This window comes from Streptomyces sp. CB01580 (genome assembly GCF_001905795.1).
Classification (GTDB): domain Bacteria; phylum Actinomycetota; class Actinomycetes; order Streptomycetales; family Streptomycetaceae; genus Streptomyces.
This window is the reverse complement of the sequence record NZ_LIXJ01000033.1, coordinates 50,133-72,758: the sequence shown is the minus strand read 5'-3', so window position 1 is coordinate 72,758 and position 22,626 is coordinate 50,133. Positions and strand designations below refer to the sequence as shown.

At 66.9% G+C, this 22,626-nt stretch carries 16 protein-coding genes; 10 read left to right on the top strand and 6 right to left on the bottom strand.

All coding sequences use genetic code 11. From position 1 onward, the window contains the following. Positions 1–95: 95 nt before the first annotated feature. The 3 genes from AMK22_RS32005 to AMK22_RS39720 form a co-directional block, all read right to left on the bottom strand. Entirely contained in the window at positions 96–1,589 is a 1,494-nt protein-coding gene (locus AMK22_RS32005) for a glycosyltransferase family 87 protein (RefSeq protein WP_073790794.1), read from the bottom strand. A gap of 101 nt (positions 1,590–1,690) precedes the next feature. After that, entirely contained in the window at positions 1,691–4,396 is a 2,706-nt protein-coding gene (locus AMK22_RS32000) for a transglycosylase domain-containing protein (RefSeq protein ID WP_073790792.1), read from the bottom strand. A 7-nt stretch (positions 4,397–4,403) separates the two neighbouring features. Then, a complete protein-coding gene (locus AMK22_RS39720) occupies positions 4,404–4,559 on the bottom strand; it encodes a hypothetical protein (RefSeq protein ID WP_158072100.1) in 156 nt (51 codons plus the stop codon). A 227-nt stretch (positions 4,560–4,786) separates the two neighbouring features. On the opposite strand from AMK22_RS39720, the gene AMK22_RS31995 reads away from it, so the two are divergent. The 3 genes from AMK22_RS31995 to AMK22_RS31985 all read left to right on the top strand — a co-directional run bounded on the left by AMK22_RS31995 (position 4,787) and on the right by AMK22_RS31985 (position 8,039). Beyond that, positions 4,787–5,494, top strand: coding sequence for a PadR family transcriptional regulator (locus AMK22_RS31995; RefSeq protein ID WP_073790790.1), 708 nt, complete (start codon positions 4,787–4,789; stop codon positions 5,492–5,494). Between the two features lie 60 nt (positions 5,495–5,554). Then, positions 5,555–6,634 carry an inositol-3-phosphate synthase gene (locus tag AMK22_RS31990; RefSeq protein WP_073790788.1) on the top strand — a complete coding sequence of 360 codons (1,080 nt, stop codon included), beginning with the start codon at positions 5,555–5,557 and terminating at the stop codon, positions 6,632–6,634. 124 nt (positions 6,635–6,758) lie between these two features. Beyond that, positions 6,759–8,039 carry an MFS transporter gene (locus AMK22_RS31985; protein WP_073790787.1) on the top strand — a complete coding sequence of 427 codons (1,281 nt, stop codon included), beginning with the start codon at positions 6,759–6,761 and terminating at the stop codon, positions 8,037–8,039. Between the two features lie 473 nt (positions 8,040–8,512). Here the strand turns inward: AMK22_RS31985 and AMK22_RS31980 are convergent, their stop codons facing one another. Then, a complete protein-coding gene (locus AMK22_RS31980) occupies positions 8,513–9,955 on the bottom strand; it encodes a CCA tRNA nucleotidyltransferase (RefSeq protein WP_073790785.1) in 1,443 nt (480 codons plus the stop codon). Between the two features lie 183 nt (positions 9,956–10,138). On the opposite strand from AMK22_RS31980, the gene AMK22_RS31975 reads away from it, so the two are divergent. From AMK22_RS31975 to AMK22_RS31965, 3 genes are all read left to right on the top strand, one after another. Then, the gene (locus tag AMK22_RS31975; RefSeq protein WP_073790783.1) at positions 10,139–12,466 is read left to right on the top strand and encodes a DUF6049 family protein; all 2,328 of its coding nucleotides are present in this window, start codon (positions 10,139–10,141) and stop codon (positions 12,464–12,466) included. 49 nt (positions 12,467–12,515) lie between these two features. Further along, on the top strand, positions 12,516–14,675 hold the full coding sequence (gene murJ / locus AMK22_RS31970; protein ID WP_073790781.1) for a murein biosynthesis integral membrane protein MurJ: 2,160 nt from the start codon (positions 12,516–12,518) through the stop codon (positions 14,673–14,675). Positions 14,676–14,800: 125 nt separating this feature from the next. Then, positions 14,801–16,522: a protein kinase family protein gene (locus tag AMK22_RS31965; RefSeq protein ID WP_073790779.1), complete on the top strand. Its 1,722-nt coding sequence runs from the start codon at positions 14,801–14,803 to the stop codon at positions 16,520–16,522. Between the two features lie 429 nt (positions 16,523–16,951). On the opposite strand, the gene AMK22_RS39260 is transcribed toward AMK22_RS31965, so the two are convergent. After that, positions 16,952–17,689 carry a hypothetical protein gene (locus tag AMK22_RS39260; protein WP_143203616.1) on the bottom strand — a complete coding sequence of 246 codons (738 nt, stop codon included), beginning with the start codon at positions 17,687–17,689 and terminating at the stop codon, positions 16,952–16,954. An 883-nt stretch (positions 17,690–18,572) separates the two neighbouring features. Between AMK22_RS39260 and sigM the strand changes: the two genes are divergently transcribed. The 4 genes from sigM (at position 18,573) to trxA (ending at position 21,713) form a co-directional block, all read left to right on the top strand. Next, a complete protein-coding gene (sigM, locus tag AMK22_RS31955; protein WP_073790775.1) occupies positions 18,573–19,280 on the top strand; it encodes an RNA polymerase sigma factor SigM in 708 nt (235 codons plus the stop codon). Further along, positions 19,277–20,239, top strand: coding sequence for a hypothetical protein (locus tag AMK22_RS31950; protein ID WP_073790773.1), 963 nt, complete (start codon positions 19,277–19,279; stop codon positions 20,237–20,239). The genes sigM and AMK22_RS31950 overlap by 4 nt, the downstream gene beginning before the upstream one ends. Before the next feature lie 133 nt (positions 20,240–20,372). Further along, positions 20,373–21,335, top strand: a complete 963-nt coding sequence (gene trxB / locus AMK22_RS31945) for a thioredoxin-disulfide reductase (protein ID WP_073790771.1) — start codon at positions 20,373–20,375, stop codon at positions 21,333–21,335. Positions 21,336–21,380: 45 nt separating this feature from the next. After that, positions 21,381–21,713, top strand: a complete 333-nt coding sequence (gene trxA, locus AMK22_RS31940) for a thioredoxin (RefSeq protein ID WP_073790769.1) — start codon at positions 21,381–21,383, stop codon at positions 21,711–21,713. Between the two features lie 91 nt (positions 21,714–21,804). Here the strand turns inward: trxA and AMK22_RS31935 are convergent, their stop codons facing one another. Next, positions 21,805–22,422, bottom strand: a complete 618-nt coding sequence (locus AMK22_RS31935) for a GNAT family N-acetyltransferase (protein WP_073790767.1) — start codon at positions 22,420–22,422, stop codon at positions 21,805–21,807. Positions 22,423–22,626 lie beyond the last annotated feature (204 nt).

The window sequence follows — 22,626 nt, the reverse complement described above, 5'->3', positions numbered from 1 at the left end:
AGGACGTCGGCCGCGAAGACGACGCGGCCGGGGCGCGGAGAGGGCGGAGAGGACACCGAGGGTCTTCCGGTACGCCGGAAGACCCTCGTTCCGTCTCAGTCCGCGGCCGGTCCCCGCGGAGCGTCCCGCTCCGTCCAGGGCCCCGCGACGGCGGCGACGCTCTGGCGCGGCGGACGTGCGATGCGTCTCAGCACGAAAGCGTCCCCGGCCCCGTCGAGCACCCCGCCGGACGGATCGTCCGATCCGTCGCGCCGTACGACGTCCCGCTCCGGCCTGAGAACGTCCCGTACGACAACGGCGCAGAGGTAGAGCGTGCCCAGCAGGTGCAGGAGGATCGCCAGCTGGTACCCCTCCGTGGGGAGCCCCTGGTGCTTGTCGCCGCTCGTCGTGTACGCGAGGTACATCCAGATGCCCAGGAAGTACATGACCTCGCACGCCTGCCAGATGAGGAAGTCGCGCCAGCGGGGCCTGGCCAGGGCGGCCAGCGGGATCAGCCACAGCACGTACTGCGGCGAGTACACCTTGTTGACCAGGATGAAAACGGCGACGACGAGGAAGGCGAGCTGCGCGAAGCGCGGTCTGCGCGGAGCCGTCAAGGTCAGTGCGCCGATCGCCGCGCACAGCACGAGCGTCAGCAGGGTCGACACGGTGTTCACGGTCGTGACCTCGATCGGCCTGCCGGTGCGCTGGGTGATGATCAGCCAGAACGAGCCGAAGTCGATGCCCCGTTCCTCGCTGAACACGTAGAACTTCTTCCATCCCTCGGGAGCGAGGAGCATCACCGGCAGATTGACCACCAGCCAGGAGCCCGCCGCCCCGAGCGTCGCCATGGCGAACTCGCGCCACTTGCCCGCTCGCCAGCACAGCACGAAGACCGGCCCCAGCAACAGCACGGGGTAGAGCTTGGCGGCCGTGGCGAGCCCGATGAGGACCCCGAACGCCAGTGCCCGGCGCCGGGACCACATGAGCATCGCCGCGGCCGTCAGCGCCACGGCCAGCAGGTCCCAGTTGATCGTCGCGGTGAGCGCGAAGGCCGGCGCGAGGGCGACCAGCAGCCCGTCCCAGGGGCGGTGCCGGTGCGTACGGGCCACACAGACGGCAATGATCGCGGTGCAGACCATCAGCATGCCTGCGTTGACCATCCAGTACGCCTGCTCGCGGTACTGGAGGGCTCCGCCCGGCGTCAGCCAGGACGCGACCTGCATGAACACGCCCGTCAGTACGGGGTACTCCAGGTACTGCATGTCGCCGGACAGCCGGTCGAAGTACGGCACGAGCCCGTCGGAGAAGCCCCGTGCGACGAAGAGATGCGGAATGTCCGAGTAGCAGGCATGCGTGTACTGCGATCCGGTGCCCCTGAACCATGCCCAGTTGTAGCAGGGCAGCTTCTGCACCATGCCCAGCGCGAACATGCCCAGAGCCACCAGCGCCACGATGCCCACGGGCGTGGGCGCCGTGCTGCCGAGCCGTGCCCAGCGCCCCGACCGTCCGCCGATCAGCTCGCTGCCTGACGCTGCGATCTCGTCCTGGTGCGTGGGCCGTACGACGGGCCGTTCCTGGTCCACGCTCGTGTCTTCTGCGCTTGGCATGCCGCACATCCTGCCGTACGGGTGTGTGGAGACGACGAGGGCCGCTCGCACCGCGTGGTGCGAGCGGCCCTCGTGGGACGGTCCGGTGGATCAGGCGGACGTCATCCGGCCGGACCGCCGAGCCAGCCGCCGGGCCCTCCGTGCCCGTTGCCGTTGCCGTTCCCATTGCCGCCGTTGTCGCCGCCCGGCGGTTCGGTCATCGGCGGGCTGGTGTTGGGACCGCCGCCGTTTCCGCCGTTTCCGCCGTTCGGGCCACCGTTGTTGGCGCCGCCGTTGTTGTTCTGGCAGTTCCAGTCCCATGCGCTGCAGGTCTCGGTGGGACCGGGCAGCGGCGGGGGCGTGGTCGGCGTGGTCTCCTCGGAGGGCTCCTCCTCCCGCGTGGGCGTCGTATCGACCGTGGGCGTCGGGGTCGGGCTCTGCGCACCACCGCCGAAGACCTTCTCGCCGATCGGCGTCGGCTCCGGGAAGGACTTGGCCGGCTTGCCGCGCATCGCCTCCGCCATGTAGTCGTGCCAGATCTGGGCCGGGAACGAGGCACCGTGGATCGACTTCTCGCCGCCCGTGCCGTACATCTCCTCGAACTTGCGGTTCTTGTTGTTCTCGTCGTCGTCCAGCCGGTACATGCTGATGGCCGTCGACAGCTGCGGGGTGTAGCCGACGAACCAGGCCGACTTGTTGCCGTCCGTCGTACCCGTCTTGCCCGCCACGTCACGGCCGGGAAGCTTCGCGGGGGTACCGGTCCCGTGCTCGACGACGTTCTTCAGGACATCGGTGACGTTGTCGGCGATCGCGTTGTCGAAGGCGCGCTTGGGCTTGTCCTCGTGCCGGTAGATGGTCTCGCCCCGGTACTTCGCCTCGGTCACGGAGAAGGGCTCGCGCTGCTGGCCGCTGGCCGCGAAGGTCGCGTACGCGCCGGCCATACGGATCGCGCTGGGCGAGGACGTGCCGATGGAGAACGACGGCACGTGCCAGTCGGCCATGTTGTTGTCGTCCTTGAGCCCGGCGGCGATGGCGATGTCCTTCACCTTGTCGGTGCCGACGTCCATGCCGAGCTGCACGTACGGGGAGTTGGCGGACCACTGCATCGCCTCACGGAGAGTGATGTTGCCCCGCGACTCCTCGCCGTCGTTGGCCTGCAGCCACTGCTTGCCGTCCTCGTCGGTCCAGATCTGACCGTTGTACTTCTTGATCTTCAGGTTGTGGTCGGCGTTGTAGATGCTCAGCGGGGAGACCTTCTGGCGATTCGACAGACCTTGGTCCTCGCCGAGCGAGGGGTCACGCTTGCCGTACTCCATCGCCGCCGCCAGCACGAACGGCTTGAAGGTCGAACCGACCTGCGCACCCGTGGGGTCGGCGTTGTTGGTGTAGTGCTTGGTCGCGTCCTGACCGCCGTAGATCGCCTTGATGGCGCCGGTCCCGGGCTCCACCGACCCGCCGCCGAACTGGACGTGGGTGTCCGTCTTGGGGCGCTGGTCCGGTTTGATCTTGCTGTCGTGGACCTTCTTGACGGCGGCTTCGAGCTGCTTGACCTGCTTCTCGTTGAAGGTGGTGTGGATCTCGTAGCCACCCTGGGCGAGCATCTCCGCCGTGACGCCGTCCTTGTTGTTGTTGAGGAAGTACTTCTTGGCCAGGTCGACCAGGTAACCGACCTGACCGCCCAGCTGCGCGTCCTTCCGCGGAGGCTCGGGCATCGGGAACTCGGTGTACTTCGCGCGTTCCGCCGCCGAGAGGCGCCCGTCCTTCACCTCCTCGTCCAGGATCCACTTCCAGCGCTTCTTGGCCCGATCGGTGTTGTCCTTCTTGGTCGCCCGCTCGTCGATCTCGGGGGCACCGGCCGGGTCGTAGTAGGTCGCGCCCTTGAGCAGTGTGGCGAGGAACGCGCACTCGCTCGGGTTGAGCTTCGTGGCGTCCTTGCCGTAGTACGTACGGGCCGCCGCCTGGATCCCCGACGCGCCCCGCCCGTAGTAGGAGACATTGAGGTAGCCGGTCATGACGTCCCTCTTGTCCATCTCGTTGGCGACCTTGAGCGTGATGAAGAGCTCCTCGAACTTCCGGCTCAGGGTCTGTTCCTGGGACAGGCGCGAGTTCTTCACGTACTGCTGGGTGATCGTCGAACCGCCCTGCACCTGGCCGCCGGTGGCCATCTTGAACAGGGCGCGGGCGATACCCATGGGGTCGATGCCCCAGTCGTCGTCGAACGACTTGTTCTCGGCCGAGATGACCGCGTTCCTCATGGCCTCGGGGATCTGCTCGTAGCTGATCTCCTGACGGTTGACCTCGCCACCTGTGGCAACCATCTGGGTGTTGTCGTCCCAGAAGTAGACGTTGTTCTGCGCCTTCGCGGCATCCTTCACGTTGGGCAGGCCGACCATCGCGTAGGCGACGCCACCGAGCCCCAGGGCCAGGCCGAAGAAGCCGAGACACAGTCCGGATGCCAGCTTCCACGAGGGCAGCCAGCGGACCACCCCGGACTTCCCGGCGCGCGGATAGTCGATGAACCGCTTCTTCACCGGACGCTGACCGGCCCGGCCGCGCCCCCGGCCCGGCCCCTCGTGCCCGCCGTCCCCGCCGGTCCCGCGACGACGGCCCCCACCACCGCCCCCACGGCCTCCGCCGCGCTGGGCGGCTCGTCTGGCCGCGGCACGGCCGCCGTACGGGCTGTCCCCGCCGGGCGCATCGGAAGATGACTCCGATGTTACTCCGCGTGACGGAGCGGCTCGGCGTCCGGAGGACTGCTGGGCGGCTCGTCTGGCCGCTGCACGCCCTCCGCCCTGCGGTTGCGGCGGTTTGCGACGGTGCTCGCTCATGGAACGACTACTCCTCGGGCAGGCGAGAACGCCTGGAAGCGGCAGTTGAGATCCGGTCCCCCGACTTACGGACCAGCCCGGCGACGAGCTCGTCCACCATGCGTCCGGCTGGGCCGTCATGACGGACGCGCGCGGGCGTCTCGCGGTCACCGGTGGTCTGCATGCCGCACAGACTACGCACGGTCAAAACCCTCCTAGGACCGAACTTCACCTCAAACAACGCAAGTCGGTGCCTACGAATTCGCGATGTGACGCCGTTCACCATGCCCACCCTTGTCGCGACGCAAAGGCCGATCTATCGTCGTGATGTATCGAGTCGATACATCAGCTCGGTACATCGACCCGGCACAGGGCTCCGCGGAAGCACCGGGGAAGCAGAAGGAGGCGAAGATGAGCAGGCGCTCGGGCATCCTCGAATTCGCCGTTCTCGGTCTGCTCCGCGAATCCCCCATGCACGGGTACGAGCTGCGCAAACGTCTCAACACCTCGTTGGGGATCTTCCGCGCCTTCAGCTACGGCACGCTCTATCCCTGCCTCAAGACGCTGGTCGCCAACGGCTGGTTGATCGAGGAGCCGGGAGGCGCCCCGGCCGATCTCCCGCCCTCGGTCGGGCGTCCGGTCACCCCCGCCTCTTCGTTGGCCGGGCGCCGGGCCAAGATCGTCTACCGGCTCACGGCGGAAGGTAAGGAGCACTTCGAGGAACTGCTCTCGCACACCGGCCCCGACTCCTGGGAGGACGAGCACTTCGCGGCCCGCTTCGCCTTCTTCGGGCAGACGGAGCGCGAGGTGCGGATGCGGGTGCTGGAAGGACGGCGCAGCCGGCTGGAGGAGCGCCTGGAGAAGATGCGCGCCTCTCTGGCCCGCACGCGCGAGCGCCTCGACGACTACACGCTTGAGCTGCAGCGACACGGCATGGAGTCCGTGGAGCGCGAAGTGCGCTGGCTGAACGAGCTCATCGAGAGCGAGCGGTCGGGACGGGATCAGCGACGATCCTCGCCCGGGGGCGACGCTCAGCAGGACATCGCAGGAGAGCCGGACGGCCTGCCCCGGCACCGGGGTGACACCCGGCCGGATCCGTCCGACGACACCTCACAGTGAGGTCCCCGCAGATCCGCGGGCCTCATCGGGAACAACCATTACACACAGGGAGCAACCGGAATGGGTTCGGTTCGCGTAGCCATCGTCGGCGTGGGCAACTGCGCCGCCTCGCTGGTCCAGGGCGTCGAGTACTACAAGGACGCCGACCCGGCCGGCAAGGTGCCCGGCCTGATGCACGTCCAGTTCGGCGACTACCACGTGCGGGACGTCGAGTTCGTCGCCGCCTTCGACGTCGACGCGAAGAAGGTCGGGCTCGACCTCGCGGACGCCATCGGTGCCAGCGAGAACAACACCATCAAGCTGTGCGACGTGCCGAGCACCGGTGTCACCGTCCAGCGCGGCCACACCCTCGATGGTCTGGGCAAGTACTACCGCCAGACCATCGAGGAGTCGTCCGAGGACGCGGTCGACGTGGTCCAGGTCCTCAAGGACCGCGAGGTCGACGTTCTCGTCTGCTACCTGCCGGTCGGCTCCGAGGCCGCGGCGAAGTTCTACGCCCAGTGCGCCATCGACGCCAAGGTCGCGTTCGTCAACGCCCTCCCGGTCTTCATCGCCGGCACCAAGGAATGGGCGGACAAGTTCACCGAGGCCGGTGTCCCGATCGTCGGCGACGACATCAAGTCCCAGGTCGGCGCCACCATCACGCACCGCGTCATGGCGAAGCTCTTCGAGGACCGGGGCGTCATCCTGGACCGCACGATGCAGCTGAACGTCGGCGGCAACATGGACTTCAAGAACATGCTCGAGCGTGAGCGCCTGGAGTCCAAGAAGATCTCCAAGACGCAGGCGGTCACCTCTCAGATCCGTGACCGCGAGCTGGGCGAGAACAACGTCCACATCGGCCCGTCGGACTACGTCGCCTGGCTGGACGACCGCAAGTGGGCGTACGTGCGCCTTGAGGGCCGCGCCTTCGGCGACGTTCCGCTGAACCTCGAGTACAAGCTCGAGGTCTGGGACTCGCCGAACTCCGCGGGTGTCATCATCGACGCGCTCCGCGCCGCGAAGATCGCCAAGGACCGCGGTATCGGCGGCCCGATCCTCTCGGCATCCTCCTACTTCATGAAGTCCCCGCCGGTCCAGTACTTCGACGACGAGGCCCGCGAGAACGTCGAGAAGTTCATCAGGGGCGACTCCAACTGACGCGACCGGACACGGCGCGTCGGCGCGGTCCGATGAGGAGCGGCAACGTGCCTCTCGTTCCGCACCGTTGTGGGTCCCCGGGCATTCCGCCCGGGGACCCTCAACGTATGTGACCCTTGATCGCATGCCAGTCGTAGGTGATCTGCGCGTACTTCTGCACCTTCGGAACTTCCGTCGTCTGCTCGCCGTACGGCTCCTCTCCCAGTCGGCCGACGGCGTCTACCAGGTCGCGCTGGCGTCATACGTCGTCTTCTCCCCCGAGAACCAGGCATCGGCGACGGCCATCGCCTCCGCGATGGCCGTCCTGCTGCTGCCCTACTCGCTGGTCGGCCCCTTTGCCGGGGTCCTGCTGGACCGCTGGCCGCGCCGCCAGGTCTTTCTGTACGGCAACGTGCTGCGCGCCGCGCTCGCCTGCTGCACCGCATTCCTGATCCTCGGCTCGGCACCGGAATGGCTCTTCTACGCCTCCGCGCTCTGCGTCACCGCGGTCAACCGCTTCGTACTGGCCGGGCTCTCGGCCGCACTGCCGCGAGTCGTCGACAGCGAGCGGCTGGTCCTGGCCAACTCGCTCTCCCCGACCGCGGGCACGCTCGCGGCCACGGCGGGCGGTGGCCTCGCCTTCGTCGTACGACTGGCACTCGCCGACTCCGACGCGGCGGTGGTACTGCTGGCCGCCGCGCTCTATCTCGCCTCGGCCATGACGTCTCTGAGTCTGGCCACCCGGCTCCTCGGACCGGACCGGGACAAGCACCGGGTCCGACTGCGAACGGCGATGGCCGTCACGGCTCGTGGGCTCGTCGAGGGACTGCGTCATCTGTCGGAGCGGAGGCATGCCGCCCGGGCGCTGGCCGCCATGACCGTGATCCGCTTCTGCTACGGCGCGCTGACCGTGATGGTGCTGATGCTGTGCCGGTACGCCTGGTCCAGCAGCGATTCCGAAGGGCTCGCCCTGCTCGGACTGGCGGTGGCCGTGTCGGGCGCGGGGTTCTTCGCCGCGGCGGTGGTGACGCCCTGGGCGGTGGGGCGGCTCGGCCGGTTCCGCTGGATGGCAATGTGCGCGGCGGCCGCCGCGGTTCTCGAACCCGCGCTGGGATTGTGGTTCCTCCCCGTACCGATGCTCGTCGCCGCGTTCGTCCTCGGGCTCGTGACTCAGGGAGCGAAGATCGCGACGGACACGGTGGTACAGACCTCGGTGGACGATGCCTTCCGTGGGCGGGTCTTCTCCCTCTACGACGTGCTGTTCAACGTGGCCTTCGTCGGAGCCGCAGCGGTCTCCGCCGCACTGCTGCCACCCGACGGGCGGTCGGCCCCCGTGGTGATCGGAGCGGCTGCACTGTACGCCGTCACCGCCGCGCTCCTGCTCCGCTGGAGGCACACCGACAACGCACCCCGAACCGGCCGGTAAAGGCAAGGGGGTGCTGTTTCACGTGAAACAGCACCCCTCTGTCGGTCGCCGTCATGTTTCACGTGAAACATGACGGCGACCACACCTTTGTCTCTCACTGCCCGAAACGCCCCTCCCGGGCAGAAACCCGGCCGCTCAGCCCTGGGCGGCCCACCACTCCTTGAGCTTGCCGACCGCGGCGTCGTGTCCCAGCGGGCNCAGCGGTCTCCGCCGCACTGCTGCCACCCGACGGGCGGTCGGCCCCCGTGGTGATCGGAGCGGCTGCACTGTACGCCGTCACCGCCGCGCTCCTGCTCCGCTGGAGGCACACCGACAACGCACCCCGAACCGGCCGGTAAAGGCAAGGGGGTGCTGTTTCACGTGAAACAGCACCCCTCTGTCGGTCGCCGTCATGTTTCACGTGAAACATGACGGCGACCACACCTTTGTCTCTCACTGCCCGAAACGCCCCTCCCGGGCAGAAACCCGGCCGCTCAGCCCTGGGCGGCCCACCACTCCTTGAGCTTGCCGACCGCGGCGTCGTGTCCCAGCGGGCCGTGCTCCAGCCGCAACTCCAGCAGGAAGGCGTAGGCCCTGCCGACCATCGGCCCGGGGCCGATGCCCAGGGTGGTCATGATCTCGTTGCCGTCCAGATCGGGCCGGATGGCATCCAGCTCCTCCTGCTGCTGCAACTCCGCGATGCGCTCCTCAAGGCCGTCGTAGGTCCGGGACAGGGCAGCGGCCTTGCGCTTGTTCCGCGTGGTGCAGTCCGAACGGGTCAGCTTGTGCAGCCGCTCCAGCAGCGGCCCCGCATCGCGTACGTACCGACGCACCGCGGAGTCGGTCCACTCGCCGTCGCCGTAGCCGTGGAAGCGCAGATGGAGTTCCACGAGCTTCGAGACGTCCTTGACCATCTCGTTGGAGTACTTGAGCGCGGTCATCCGTTTCCGGGTCATCTTGGCGCCCACCACCTCGTGGTGGTGGAACGAGACGCGCCCGTCCTTCTCGAAGCGCCTCGTCCTCGGCTTGCCGATGTCGTGCAGGAGCGCGGCAAGCCGCAGAACCAGGTCGGGGCCGTCCTGTTCCAGGTCGATCGCCTGCTCCAGGACGGTCAGCGAGTGCTCGTAGACGTCCTTGTGGCGGTGATGCTCGTCACTTTCCAGGCGCAGGGCAGGCAGCTCCGGCAGGACGTGCCGGGCCAGACCCGTGTCGACGAGCAGCGCCAGGCCCTTGCGGGGGTTGGCGGACAGCAGCAGCTTGTTGAGCTCGTCCCTGACGCGTTCGGCGGAGACGATGTCGATGCGTCCGGCCATCTCCGTCATCGCCGTGATCACGTCGGGTGCCACGTCGAAATCCAGCTGCGCGGAGAAACGGGCGGCACGCAGCATCCGCAGCGGGTCGTCGGAGAAGGACTCCTCGGGCGTACCGGGTGTGCGCAGTACCCGCTGAGCCAGGTCCTCCAGCCCACCATGAGGGTCGATGAATTCCTTCTGTGGAAGCGCGACGGCCATCGCGTTGACCGCGAAGTCGCGACGGACGAGGTCGTCCTCGATGGAGTCGCCGTAGGACACCTCGGGCTTGCGCGAGGTCCTGTCGTACGCCTCCGATCGGTAAGTGGTGACCTCGATCTGGTAGCCGTCCTTCTGGGCGCCGACCGTGCCGAAGGCGATGCCTACCTCCCACACCGAGTCGGCCCACGGCCGCACGATCTTCAGTACGGCGTCGGGGCGGGCGTCGGTCGTGAAGTCGAGGTCGTTCCCGAGCCTGCCGAGAAGGGCGTCCCGGACCGAACCACCGACCAGAGCAAGACTGAATCCGGCATCCTGGAAGCGGCGGGCGAGGTCGTCGGCGACCGGTGACACCCGCAGCAGTTCACTGACTGCGCGATGCTGCACCTGGGTCAGGGCGCTGGAGCTGTCTTCGTTGGCGTTCGACACAACAGAAAAGGGTACGTGCCCGGACCGGCCTGGTCGTCCGGGTTCCGGCCCGTCCTGCGAGACTCTTGCGATCTTGTAGCGCACTCCGCAGCACTCGGCACCCGCGCACCTCGTTACCATGCGTGGACGCAGCAACCGAGAACCATCGACACCATCTGACTACGACGAGGGACGGGTAGGCGCGTGGCCGAGGCGGCAGACAATCAGGGGATCGGTCCCTCTCCTGCCCGCCGGTGGCTGCGGCGCACAGCCGCGTCCATCGCCGGGGCCCCTCTTCTCGTGGCTCTGCTGGCCGGACCGGCCGCGGCTGCCGCGCCCGCAGCGCCTGCCGACGTGCCTGCCAAGGCCCCCTCCGGGTCCGAGACCGTGAAGGTGTCCTTGAACACCGTGGCTCCCAGCGCCCCGACGAAGGGGGACACGCTGACCGTCGCAGGCACGGTGACGAACAGGGGCAAGGCCACGATCACCGACGCGAGGGTCGATCTGCGGGTGGGCCAGAAGCTCGCCGGCCGGACATCGATCGACGACGCCGCGAAGCGTTCCGGATACGTGCCGGGCAACGATCCCGCCCCGCTCGGCGGCAAGTACACGGTGAAGCTCCCGAAGCTCCCCTCCGGGATCAGCCAGGACTTCGAGCTGTCGGTTCCGGTCGGCAAATTGGGTCTCGGCGACGACGGCGTGTATCCGATCGGTGTCTCGCTGTCGGGGCAGACCTCCCGCGCCCAGTACGACCAGGTGCTGGGAATCCAGCGCACCTTCCTGCCGTGGCAGGAGGAGGAACGCGATTCCCGGACGAAGATCACCTACCTCTGGCCGCTCATCGCGTCCGCACACGTCACCGCCGAGACCGGCACCGACGACGAACAGACCCCGGTCTTCGCCGACGACACGCTGGCCGGCGAGCTCGCCCCCGGCGGGCGCCTCGAACAGATGGTCTCGCTGGGCAGTCGGCTGCCGGTGACCTGGGTCATCGATCCGGATCTGCTGGCCAGCGTCGACGCGATGGCGCGGGGCTACCGCGTCAAGTCCGGCGACACCACTGTTGCCGGGAAGAACGAGGCCGTCGCCAAGCAATGGCTCGCCGCCCTGGAGGCCGCGGTGACCGACGGCGAGGTCGTCGCGCTTCCGTTCGCCGACCCCGATCTGGCGGCCATCGCCCACCGCGGCAAGAACGTGTCCGGCACCCTCAGCCATCTGCAGACCGCCACGGACGTGGCGGCGTCGAGCGTGCAGACCATCCTCCACGTGAAACCGTCGACGGATTTCGCCTGGCCCGTCGACGGAGCGATCGACCCCGCGATCGTCGATGTCGCCACCTCGGCCGGCGCCCACAACGTGATCGCTCGCAGCGACAGCCTCAAGGAGACGGGCGGGCTGTTGTACACGCCGACCGCGGCCCGTCCGATCGGCGGCGGCACCACCGCGGTGGTCGCCGACGCCCGGCTCTCCACCGCGTTCGAGGGCGACATGTCCAAGGCCGGCAGCTCCACCCTCGCCGTACAGAAGTTCCTCGCCCAGACCCTCGCCCTGACCGACCAGGACACGGACGCGGAGCGCAGCATCGTCGTCGCGCCGCAGCGGATGCCGACGGTCGCCCAGGCCCAGTCGATGGCCAGTGCCCTGCACGCCCTCGACGACGACCGCTGGACCCAGCCCCTCGGGCTCGTGGACGCGGCCGAGGAGAGGCCCGACGCGGACGCCACGAGCACCGTCCCCAGTTCCTCCCGCTACCCGAAGAAGCTCCGCAACCAGGAACTGCCCACCCAGGCGTTCCAGGACATCAAGTCCACCCAGGTCTCGCTCAACAAGTTCCAGGTCATCCTCACCCAGCCCGAGCGGGTGGTCACACCCTTCGGCAACGCGGTGAACCGGTCCGTGTCGACGTCGTGGCGGGGCAGGCCCCTGGAGGCCCAGCAGTACCGGGACTCCGTTCGTTCCTATCTCCAGGGCCTCGCCGGCGAGGTTCAGCTCATCCCGAAGTCGGACATCACCCTGTCCGGCCGCAGCGCCACAATCCCCGTGACTGTGCAGAACCGGCTGGTGCAGGGCGTGGAGAACCTGGTTCTCCGCCTGAAGTCGGACAACGCGACCCGGCTCAAGCTGAACGACGACGGAGCCGTGGCGGAGCAGCCGATCCGGATCTCCGGCGGACACAGCCAGTCGGTGAAGTTCGACGCCGCGGCCAACGTCAACGGCCAGGTGCAGATGACGGCCCAGCTCTACACCGAGGACGGCACGCCGTACGGCGAGGAGATGGCCTTCACCGTGAAGGTCTCGGAGCTCACCCCGACCGTGCTGCTCGTGATCGCCGGCGGACTGCTGCTGCTCGTCCTCGCCGGCATCAGGATGTACACCCAGCGCAAGCGGGCCAACGCCGCCGACGCGGACGGGAACGGCGACGTACCGGACGGGAACGGCGACGACGGACCGGAGCACCCGGGTGACCCTGCGCCGGACACCGGTCCGGACAGTCGGGAGGCATCGGGCTCGGGTGAGAAAGTGGAACGTTGAGCGATGTCTGTCGTGGCCGGTCGGCCGGGGACGATGAGGTGGGGTTTCGATGAACGCGCCGTACGACGGTGACCGCGGTCGGGGTACGGGCGGAGCCGGGTCCTCCGGCGGCCCCCCGGTGCCGCCCGGCCCGGGCGGGGTTCCGCCGGTGCCCGACCCGTACCTGCAGGCCGCGTACGACCACGACCCCTACCGGGCCCAGGATCTGTCCACCCAGGACCCGGTGGACGAGGCGCTGTACGACCGTGCCGCGCACCCCCCGCCACCGCCCGGCGTCCATCCGCAGCCCCAGCCGCTCTACCAGCAGCCTCCCCCGGCACCGTACGCTCCCGATCCGCGTATCTGGGCCCAGACCCCTCCGCCCGAGCCCGACGGCCCGTCGCGCCACCTGCCGTACGGCGACGCCTCGGCGGCGACCCAGTACGTCGGAGTGGACGATCTCGTCGGCCAGGCGTCCCAGGACCGGGAGCAGCCGGATGCCTTCGCGCATCTGTACCGCGACCAGGAGGGGCCGGCGGGCGCTTCCGCCGTCGCGGCCGAACCCGAGCCGGCCCCGGCGCCCGCACCGCGCAAGTCCGGCGGCCGGGCCTCCGGGCTGCTGAAGTCGAGTGCCTTGATGGCCGCCGGGACGCTCGTGTCCCGGCTCACCGGTTTCGTCCGCACGCTCGTGATGACCGCCGCACTGGGCGCGGCCCTGCTCGGCGACAGCTACACCATCGCCTACACCCTGCCGACGATGATCTACATCCTCACCGTGGGCGGCGGTCTGAACTCGGTCTTCGTTCCGCAGCTCGTCCGCTCCATGAAGGATGACGAGGACGGCGGCGAGGCCTATGCCAACCGCCTGCTGACCCTGGTGATGGTCGCACTCGGGGTGATCGTCGCGCTCGTGGTCCTCGCCGCCCCGTGGCTGATCCACATGATGTCGCCGACGATCGCCCGGGACGCGGCGGCCAACAGCGTCGCCGTGACGTTCGCCCGGTACTGCCTGCCCACGATCTTCTTCATGGGCATCCACGTCGTGATGGGCCAGATCCTCAACGCCCGCGGCCGGTTCGGCGCGATGATGTGGACCCCGGTCCTCAACAACATCGTCATGATCTTCACGTTCGGCATGTTCATCTGGGTCTACGGCACCTCCGCCGAATCCCAGATGGGCGTCCAGACGATCCCGCCGGAGGGCATCCGGCTCCTGGGCATCGGCACGCTGCTCGGCCTGGTCGTCCAGGCCCTGGCCATGGTCCCGTATCTGCGCGAAGCCGGTTTCCGCTTCCGTCCGCGCTTCGACTGGCGGGGGCACGGCCTCGGCAAGACGGTCAGGCTGGCCAAGTGGACCGTCCTGTTCGTCCTGGCCAACCAGGCTGGCGTAATCGTCGTGACCCAGCTCGCGACCTCGGCGGGCAAGCTGTCCGGCAAGGATGGCACCGGCTTCCTCGGGTACTCCAACGCCCAGCTGATCTGGGGCATGCCGCAGGCGATCATCACCGTGTCGGTCATGGCCGCCCTGCTGCCCCGCATCTCCCGCGCCGCCCACGACGACGACCCGGGCGCCGTCCGTGACGACATCTCCCACGGGCTGCGGAACTCGGCGGTCGCCATCGTGCCGGTCGCGTTCCTGTTCCTCGCGCTCGGTCTGCCGATGTGCACCTTGCTGTACTCCTCCGCCGGCACCGAGGCCGCCCGTTCCATGGGCTTCATCCTCATGGCGTTCGGCCTCGGCCTGATCCCGTACTCCGTGCAGTACGTGGTGCTGCGCGGCTTCTACGCCTACGAGGACACCCGCACGCCCTTCTACAACACGGTCATCGTCGCCGCGGTCAACGCCGCGGCCTCGGCCCTGTGCTACGTGGTCCTGCCCGCCCAGTGGGCCGTGGTCGGCATGGCGGCCTCGTACGGGCTCGCCTACGCCGTCGGTGTGGGCGTCGCCTGGCGGCGGCTGCGCAACCGGCTGGGCGGCGATCTGGACGGTGCGCACGTCGTGCGCACCTACGCCCGCCTGTGCCTGGCCGCCGTGCCGGCGTCGGTGCTCGGCGGCGGGATCGGCTTCGCCGTTCTCATGGGCCTCGGTGAGGGCGTCCTCGGTTCGCTCGTCGCGCTGGTCCTGGGTGGGGCCGTGCTGCTGGGCGTCTTCGTCGCCGCGGGCAAGCGGATGCGGATCGAGGAGATCAACGGCCTGGTCGGCATGGTTCGTGGGCGGCTCGGGCGCTGAGAACCCTGGTGCACAACCATCGCCGCCTCTGGCGTGTCGTGCATAGCGCCGGAGTGTGGGCACAATTGGCGTGACTGTGCAGAGCTGGCTGGCATCGCGCAACGGATGGGGAGGCAGGAACGACGGTGGCGGAACGTAGCACGGCTGCCGTCGACGTGGCCGACAACAGCGGTGAGGAACTGCTGGCCGCCAAGGCGGACGAGGCCACGGCCGACGGAACGGCAGAAGCGCAGGACTCGACGGACGCGACGTCGCAGGACACGGACGGCAGGACCAGCCGTTCCGAGTCCTCCCTGCCAACCCCTGATCTGCACAGCGGACACAAACTCGCCAGACGCTACCGGCTCGAGGAGTGCGTCACCCGTCTGGACGGATTCAGCAGCTGGCGCGCTGTCGACGAGAAGCTGCGCCGCGCGGTGGGGGTCCATGTCCTTCCCGCCGATCACCCACGCGCGCGCTCCGTGCTGGCGGCGGCACGGTCCGCCGCGCTGCTCGGCGACCCGCGTTTCGTGCAGGTGCTCGACGCCGTGGAGGAGGACGACCTCGTCTACGTCGTCCACGAGTGGCTCCCGGACGCCACCGAGCTGACCTCCCTGCTGGCAGCCGGACCGATGGAGGCGCACGACGCGTACCAGCTCGTCAGCCAGATCTCCCAGGCCATGGCTGCGGCCCACCGTGAGGGTCTCGCCCATCTGAGGCTGACGCCGGGGGCGGTGCTGCGAAGCTCGACCGGCCAGTACCGGATCCGTGGCCTCGCGGTGAACGCGGCCCTGCGGGGCATCACCTCCGACGGGCCTCAGCGGGCGGACACGGAGGCGATCGGAGCCCTGCTCTACGCCGCGCTGACCCAGCGCTGGCCGTACGAGACCGATGCCTACGGCCTGTCCGGGCTGCCCAAGGGCGTGGGCCTGATCGCCCCCGACCAAGTGCGGGCCGGTGTGCACCGCGGTCTCTCCGAGCTCGCCATGCGTGCCCTGGTCAATGACGGGGCCACGGCCTCCCGGCAGGAACAGCCGTGCACCACCCCGGACGAGCTGGCCAAGGCCGTATCCGCGATGCCCCGCATCCGGCCGCCGGAGCCCGTCTTCACCGCACCCCCGGAGTACCAGCGCACCACCTACCAGCAGGGCACGTACCGCCGCCCGCCCGGCAGCCCCGGAACCGCCGTCACTGCCCCCGTCCCCGTACCCCCGCCCCCGTTGCAGAGCCGCACCGGCAAGGCCCTGAAATGGGCGGTCTCCGCCCTGCTCATCGCCGCCCTGGGACTCGGCAGCTGGCAGCTCGCCGACGCGCTGCTCCACCGTGGCAAAGGCTCAGGTGAACAGGAACAGGTGCAGACCACCAAGGAGGACGACAAGCCGAAGGCAGCCATCCCGGTCACAATCAAAGCAGCGCAGGAGTACGCGCCGGACGGGACCCCGCAGGCACCCGGCGATGTCGGCAAGACGTACGACGGCAAAAGCTCAACCTACTGGCGCTCCAAGACATTTATGGACGGCCCGGTACTCGCGCCGTACAAAAAGGGCTTCGGCATCATCTACGACCTCGGCTCGGAGCAGAATATTTCCAGCGCTTCCATAGCTCTGCTTTACACCGGCAACCACACCGCGGTCTCACTGTACGCGGAGGACAGCATGTCACCGAGCACAGCGGTGGACTCTCTGAAGCCCTTCGCGACCCAAAGAACGAGTGAGAGGTCGGCGCGTCTGAAAGCCGAGACACCGACTAAAACGCGTTATGTATTGGTCTGGATCACAGCCGTGCCAAAGGCGCCAGGGGACGCTTATACTGACTCCGGCTACAAGCAGGCCATTACTGAAATCAGCTTCTCTTCCGTGCAGCAGTAGCAGCAGCCAAACAGCCCTCACGAAATTCAGAGTCGCGGCGCGCGGGATCCCGGTAGCGCCTGGGACCGTGGGCTGTTTACTGCCGGTTCTGCCCCGGTCGACAAGGTTTCTTTCAGTCTCGGCTTCCCCATCAGCGTCCGGATGTGGGAGCCGTCGACCACCGGCCCGGGAGAACGTTCACACTAAGGTGTCCTAGGACACCAGTCGGCCCGAATTCCGATTAAGCCGTTCAACTCTGGGCAGCAGCGGCTCGCTCACCGCCTGCAACTCGTCATCGACTTCCCCCATGGCTTCGACCGCTCCATTCCGCCCCCCAGAACAACCTCCAGAACATCGGTCCTGCAGTTATCCAACCACCTCGAAGATCATTTCATTAGAAATTCTCAGGACACATGCCGCCGCGGACTTCACGGACCGAAGAAGTGGACTCTATCCGCCAGGCGTGGTGATCACTTTAAGTGCATTTCGCTTCTGTAGGTTCTGGAAAGCTTTCAGTCGATTCAGAAGATCGACATTCTCTTGGATCATCCCAACCTGCCTCTCACTTTCTATTTCACTCCAAATTTCAATAAGGCTAGTTGCATCTTTACAGTTGACATCCGCCATAGCGACTCGTCTTTCCTCCTCACCAGGGTCACCTTTCTGGAATTTCGAGTCCGAGACGGCCTGCATCGGCGTCTCGTATTCATACCCCTCCCTGGCCATACATCTCGCCCATTTCTTGTTAATTTTTACGAGACGCGGATCCTTCAGCGAGTCCTCAAAACTCTTCCCATTAACTTGACTAGCAAAAGAGATAGCAGAATCTGGAACGTTTGACCCATTGATCACCGACTCCGCTTCGCCATAGCAACCGCCCGAGGGTACCCTCCCCCTCGGTTCACCCTTAACGAGTTCTCCAAATATAAGCCTCTGCTCGTCCGCCGAGAGAGAATTAGCATCTCCGTCCGCACGCGGTTCCTCAGGGGGCATGTGATACCCATATTTAGAAGCAGTTTCATAGTCCATTATCCCATACCTTCTAGACGCCTGAATTACAGGATCGCCCATCGAAGGGAGGGAGTAATCACTACCCAAATCTTTCAAGCACTTGTTCACTAGGGCAATTTTTGCATTTTGAATAAAAGTGTAGTCCGTGGGAGAGACACTGTATTCTTCGATCGGCAACCGGAAAGTATGCGTAATGCGCGCCCGAGCCGGAACATCTGACGGGCTCGCTTGAGGCTCACTGGACCTGGAATGATTGCCTCCCCCACACGCGCTCAAGAGCACAAAAAAACCCGGCACAACAACACTTACACGCAAAGTTCGACTAGAATTCTTCATTATCGCACACCCTTAAGAAAAACTCTGGGCGAGCACCCCTGAAGATGCCCGCCCAGAGGAATTTCAAAAAACTAGCTTGTCCAGACTGAGCAATTCTGGTTCACTGCATTACCGCGGAACTTGACCGACGCGTTATTGTTATAAGTGGCCTTAAGCTGCGAAATGTACCCATATTCCGTATTCTTCGCCCGGAGGGAATCGCATGCTCCCGCGTATCCACTATTGAAATACACAGTGACGTTGTACCCGACGCCACCAAGTCGGGTTTGTATTGAAGCCGCATTATTCTTGAGCGAAACCCCCTGCCCATTTCCGGCAGAAAGGAAGGTGTACGGGCCCAGATTCGATATCCCCTCCTCCCTCCCGTTGGAGTTCACGGTCGTTCTAGAACCCCCATAGTTAGAATTATAGAAGAACGTCACACAGTTACTGTCACAGTTCCTTATGGTCGTAGTGTCGATCCATATAGAAGCATTCGCCGTTGAAGCGGATCCCACAACAGCAAGGGCGGCCGCAAATGTCATTGCGGTAACAGCGGAAGCAACGCGCGCTTTTTTACGCACCAGGACCCCTTAAATTCAAATCGAAAATTAACGAGGAATAAAAAAATTCCCCACAACTGGACCCCAAGACAAGCGAGCGTAAAAATATCCTCACACCATGTCTACCAGACGGTTAATTTAACGACACAGAGGCCTCCTGTGCGCGGAATAGTGGGAAATGAATGGATAACGAGTCCAGTGATTTCGGCTCCACAGACGCTACGCTCCTGTCCCGCCACATCGCTGGGGATCCCGATGCCTTCGACGAGCTGGTACGCCGCCATCGCGACCGGCTGTGGGCCGTGGCACTGCGTACCCTGGGCGACCGCGAGGAAGCGGCCGACGCCGTCCAGGACGCCCTGGTCTCCGCCTTCCGCGCCGCGCACACCTTCCGCGGCCAGTCGGCCGTCACCACCTGGCTGCACCGCATCACCGTCAACGCCTGTCTCGACCGGGTGCGCAAGGCGGCCTCCCGCAAGACCTCACCGGTCGACGACGCGGAACGGTTCGAGCAGCTCCTCGAACCGCACGAGTCCGCGGAGGCACCGGCGGAACGTCAGGATCTGCACCGCGAGCTCCTGGCCGCGCTCTCCACTCTTCCCGCCGAACAGCGCGCGGCACTCGTCCTCGTGGACATGCAGGGATATCCGGTGGCCGAGGCCGCACGCATCCTCGATGTGCCCACCGGCACGGTGAAGAGTCGTTGCGCGCGCGGCAGGGCCCGGCTCGCTCCCCTGCTCGCCCATCTCCGCGACGGAGACATGAACGCGACGGGACCCGCCAGGGAAAGGAACCGGACGCCCCGTGCGTCCGTCCCACCCCCATCGGTGCCGAAAGACACGGGCACAAGCGATCCTGCTGCGGTGAAGGACGGAGGTGGACACGCATGACATCGACCGGCACGAGCGGGCACCCGGATGTCTCGGAGATCTCCGACCTCACGGAGGGTCTCCTCCCTCCGTCACGCGCGGGCGAGATACGCGAGCACCTGGACGGGTGCGAACTCTGCGACGACGTCCATGCCTCGCTCATCGAGATCCGTGATCTGCTCGGCACCGTGCCCGGGCCACAGCGCATGCCCGACGATGTCGCAAACCGCATCGACGCCGCACTCGCCGCCGCCGCTCTCGATACTGCGGCTCTCGACACCCCGCCCTCCGCTCCCTCGGCGCATGTTTCACGTGAAACAGCACCGGCCGCATCGACGAAGCCCGACCGCGAGAACCTGGCCCCGGACCGCCCCCCAGGGCACTCCGGGGCGACCACCGGCCCCAGCCGTCGCCCCACCCTGCGCCGACGCCGCGCGACCGTACTCGGTGCCGCTCTCGGCGCGGCCGTCATCGGCCTGGGCGTCCTCCTGCTGCAGAACGACCGGACGTCCCAGGACACCGCGGCAACCAAGACGGCGAACCGCGACTCCGGTTCCAAGACGAGCGGGGCATCGACCTTCTCGGAATCCACCCTCGAAGGGCGTGTGCGCACGCTCCTGCGGCACGCCGACAGGAAGCCGTCGGCCCCGGACGGCGTCGACGCCGAGAACCAGCCGCCCTCGGTCCTGGCCCAGTCGCCGCCCGTGGAGACGCCCTCCGCGACCGAGGCGCCGCAGAATCCCCTGCGCGCATCAACCGCTTCCGTCCCGGCCTGCATCCAGCAGGGCATCGGCCGTGACACCCCGGCCCTCGCTGTGGAAGCGGGCACCTACGAAGGCACGGACGCCTTCCTCGTCGTCCTTCCCCACCGCTCCGAACCGACCCGCGTCCAGGCGTACGTCGTCGACGCGGCCTGTACCCGGGACAAGGGCGTCACCAAGGGGAAACTGCTGCTCACCCACACCTACGCACGCCCTTGAGAACGGCGTCCGACGCGGCCCCGCCACGATGGGAATGCATCCCCCGTAGGATCCGTTGGGTGGGGTGAGAGTCGTTGAACCGACCCCAGTAGGCGTGGACAGTAGGCAGTCTGCAGAGACGAGGAAGAAACCCGTGAGCGACGTCCGTAACGTGATCATCATCGGCTCCGGCCCCGCGGGCTACACGGCCGCCCTTTACACCGCACGTGCCTCGCTGAAGCCGCTGGTCTTCGAGGGCGCCGTCACCGCAGGCGGCGCGCTGATGAACACCACCGATGTGGAGAACTTCCCGGGCTTCCAGGACGGGATCATGGGCCCCGAGCTCATGGACAACATGCGCGCCCAGGCCGAGCGCTTCGGCGCCGAGCTCGTCCCCGATGACATCGTCTCCGTGGACCTCGACGGTGACATCAAGACGGTCACCGACACGGCGGGCACGGTCCATCGCGCAAAGGCCGTCATCGTGGCGACCGGGTCGCAGCACCGCAAGCTCGGCCTCCCCAACGAGGACATCCTCTCCGGACGCGGTGTCTCCTGGTGCGCCACCTGCGACGGCTTCTTCTTCAAGGACCAGGACATCGCCGTGGTCGGTGGTGGCGACACCGCGATGGAGGAGGCGACCTTCCTCTCCCGCTTCGCCAAGTCGGTCACCATCGTCCACCGCCGCGACACGCTGCGTGCGTCCAAGACCATGCAGGAGCGCGCCTTCGCCGACCCGAAGATCAAGTTCGCCTGGGACAGCGAGGTTGCCGAGATCCACGGCGACCAGAAGCTCTCCGGCCTCACCCTTCGAAACACCAAGACCGGCGAGACCTCGGAGATCGCGGTGACCGGCCTGTTCATCGCGGTGGGCCACGACCCGCGCACCGAGCTCTTCAAGGGACAGCTCGACCTCGACGACGAGGGCTACCTCAAGGTCGACGCCCCCTCGACCCGCACCAGCCTGACCGGTGTATTCGGCGCCGGTGATGTCGTCGACCACACCTACCGGCAGGCGATCACCGCCGCTGGTACGGGCTGCTCCGCCGCTCTCGACGCCGAGCGCTTCCTCGCCGCGCTCGCCGACGAGGAGAAGGCCGCAGCGGCAACCGCCTGATCCACGTCCCCACACCCCACACCCCAAGTAGTTAAGGAGACCGCCGTGGCCGGCGCCCTGAAGAACGTGACCGACGACACCTTCGACGAGGTCGTCCTGAAGAGCGAGAAGCCCGTCCTGGTGGACTTCTGGGCCGCCTGGTGCGGTCCGTGCCGCCAGATCGCGCCGTCTCTGGAGGCCATCGCCGCCGAGCACGGCGACCAGATCGAGATCGTCAAGCTCAACATCGACGAGAACCCCGGCACGGCCGCCAAGTACGGCGTCATGTCCATCCCGACTCTGAACGTCTACCAGGGCGGCGAGGTCGCCAAGACCATCGTGGGCGCCAAGCCGAAGGCCGCGATCCTCCGCGACCTTGAGAACTTCATCAGCGAATAAGACAGTCGTTCGTTGTTTCACGTGAAACGGTCCGTCCCTGAGGGACGGACCGTTTCGCTTTGCTCCAGGATCCCGGATCAGAGCAAATGGATCACAGCGGTCGTAGAACCGGCTCCTTCTGAACGGCTCCCAGCAGCTTGTCCAGTGCCAGTTCGACGTCCTCCTTCCAGGACAGAGTCGCCCGGAGTTCCAGTCTCAGCCGCGGATGAACGGGATGGGGCCGCACGGTCTTGAAACCAACTGCGAGAAGGTGATCTGCGGGAAGCACACAGGCCGGTTCCTTCCAACGGGCGTCCCCGAAAGCCTCGATCGCCTTGAACCCTCGACGCAGCAGATCCTTGGCAACGGTCTGCACCATCACCCGGCCTAGCCCCTGCCCCTGGTATCCGGGAGTGATCCACGCGGTCATCAGCTGCACGGCGTCGAAAGAGACCGGACTCGTCGGAAACGCCATCGATCGCGGCACATAGGCCGGCGGCGCGTAGAGGACGAAACCCACTGGCACATCGTCGACGTAGACGACACGGCCGCACGATCCCCACTCCAGCAGAACGGCGGAGATCCATGCCTCCTTCTCCAGCTCTGGCGTTCCCGCCTTCACCGCGGCATCCCCACTGACCGGATCAAGCTCCCAGAAGACGCATGTGCGGCAGCGCTTGGGTAGATCGGAGAGGTTGTCCAGTGTGAGCGGTACGAGCCGTCGCCCCATGAAGGCTGTTCCTCGCTTCCTTCGCCTGCCGCATCGCGTACGACCGTGAGTGCGCCGCGCACGTGGAACGGGAGCAGAAGCGGACCGTCGGCGAGCCCTCCGACAGCGCCCGAGCCCAGCCCCCACCGTCACTGATCGACCGCGACTCGCCAGTCGCGGCCCCACTCCGCCGAGGCGGCTCAAGCCGGATGGGCCGTACCAGAA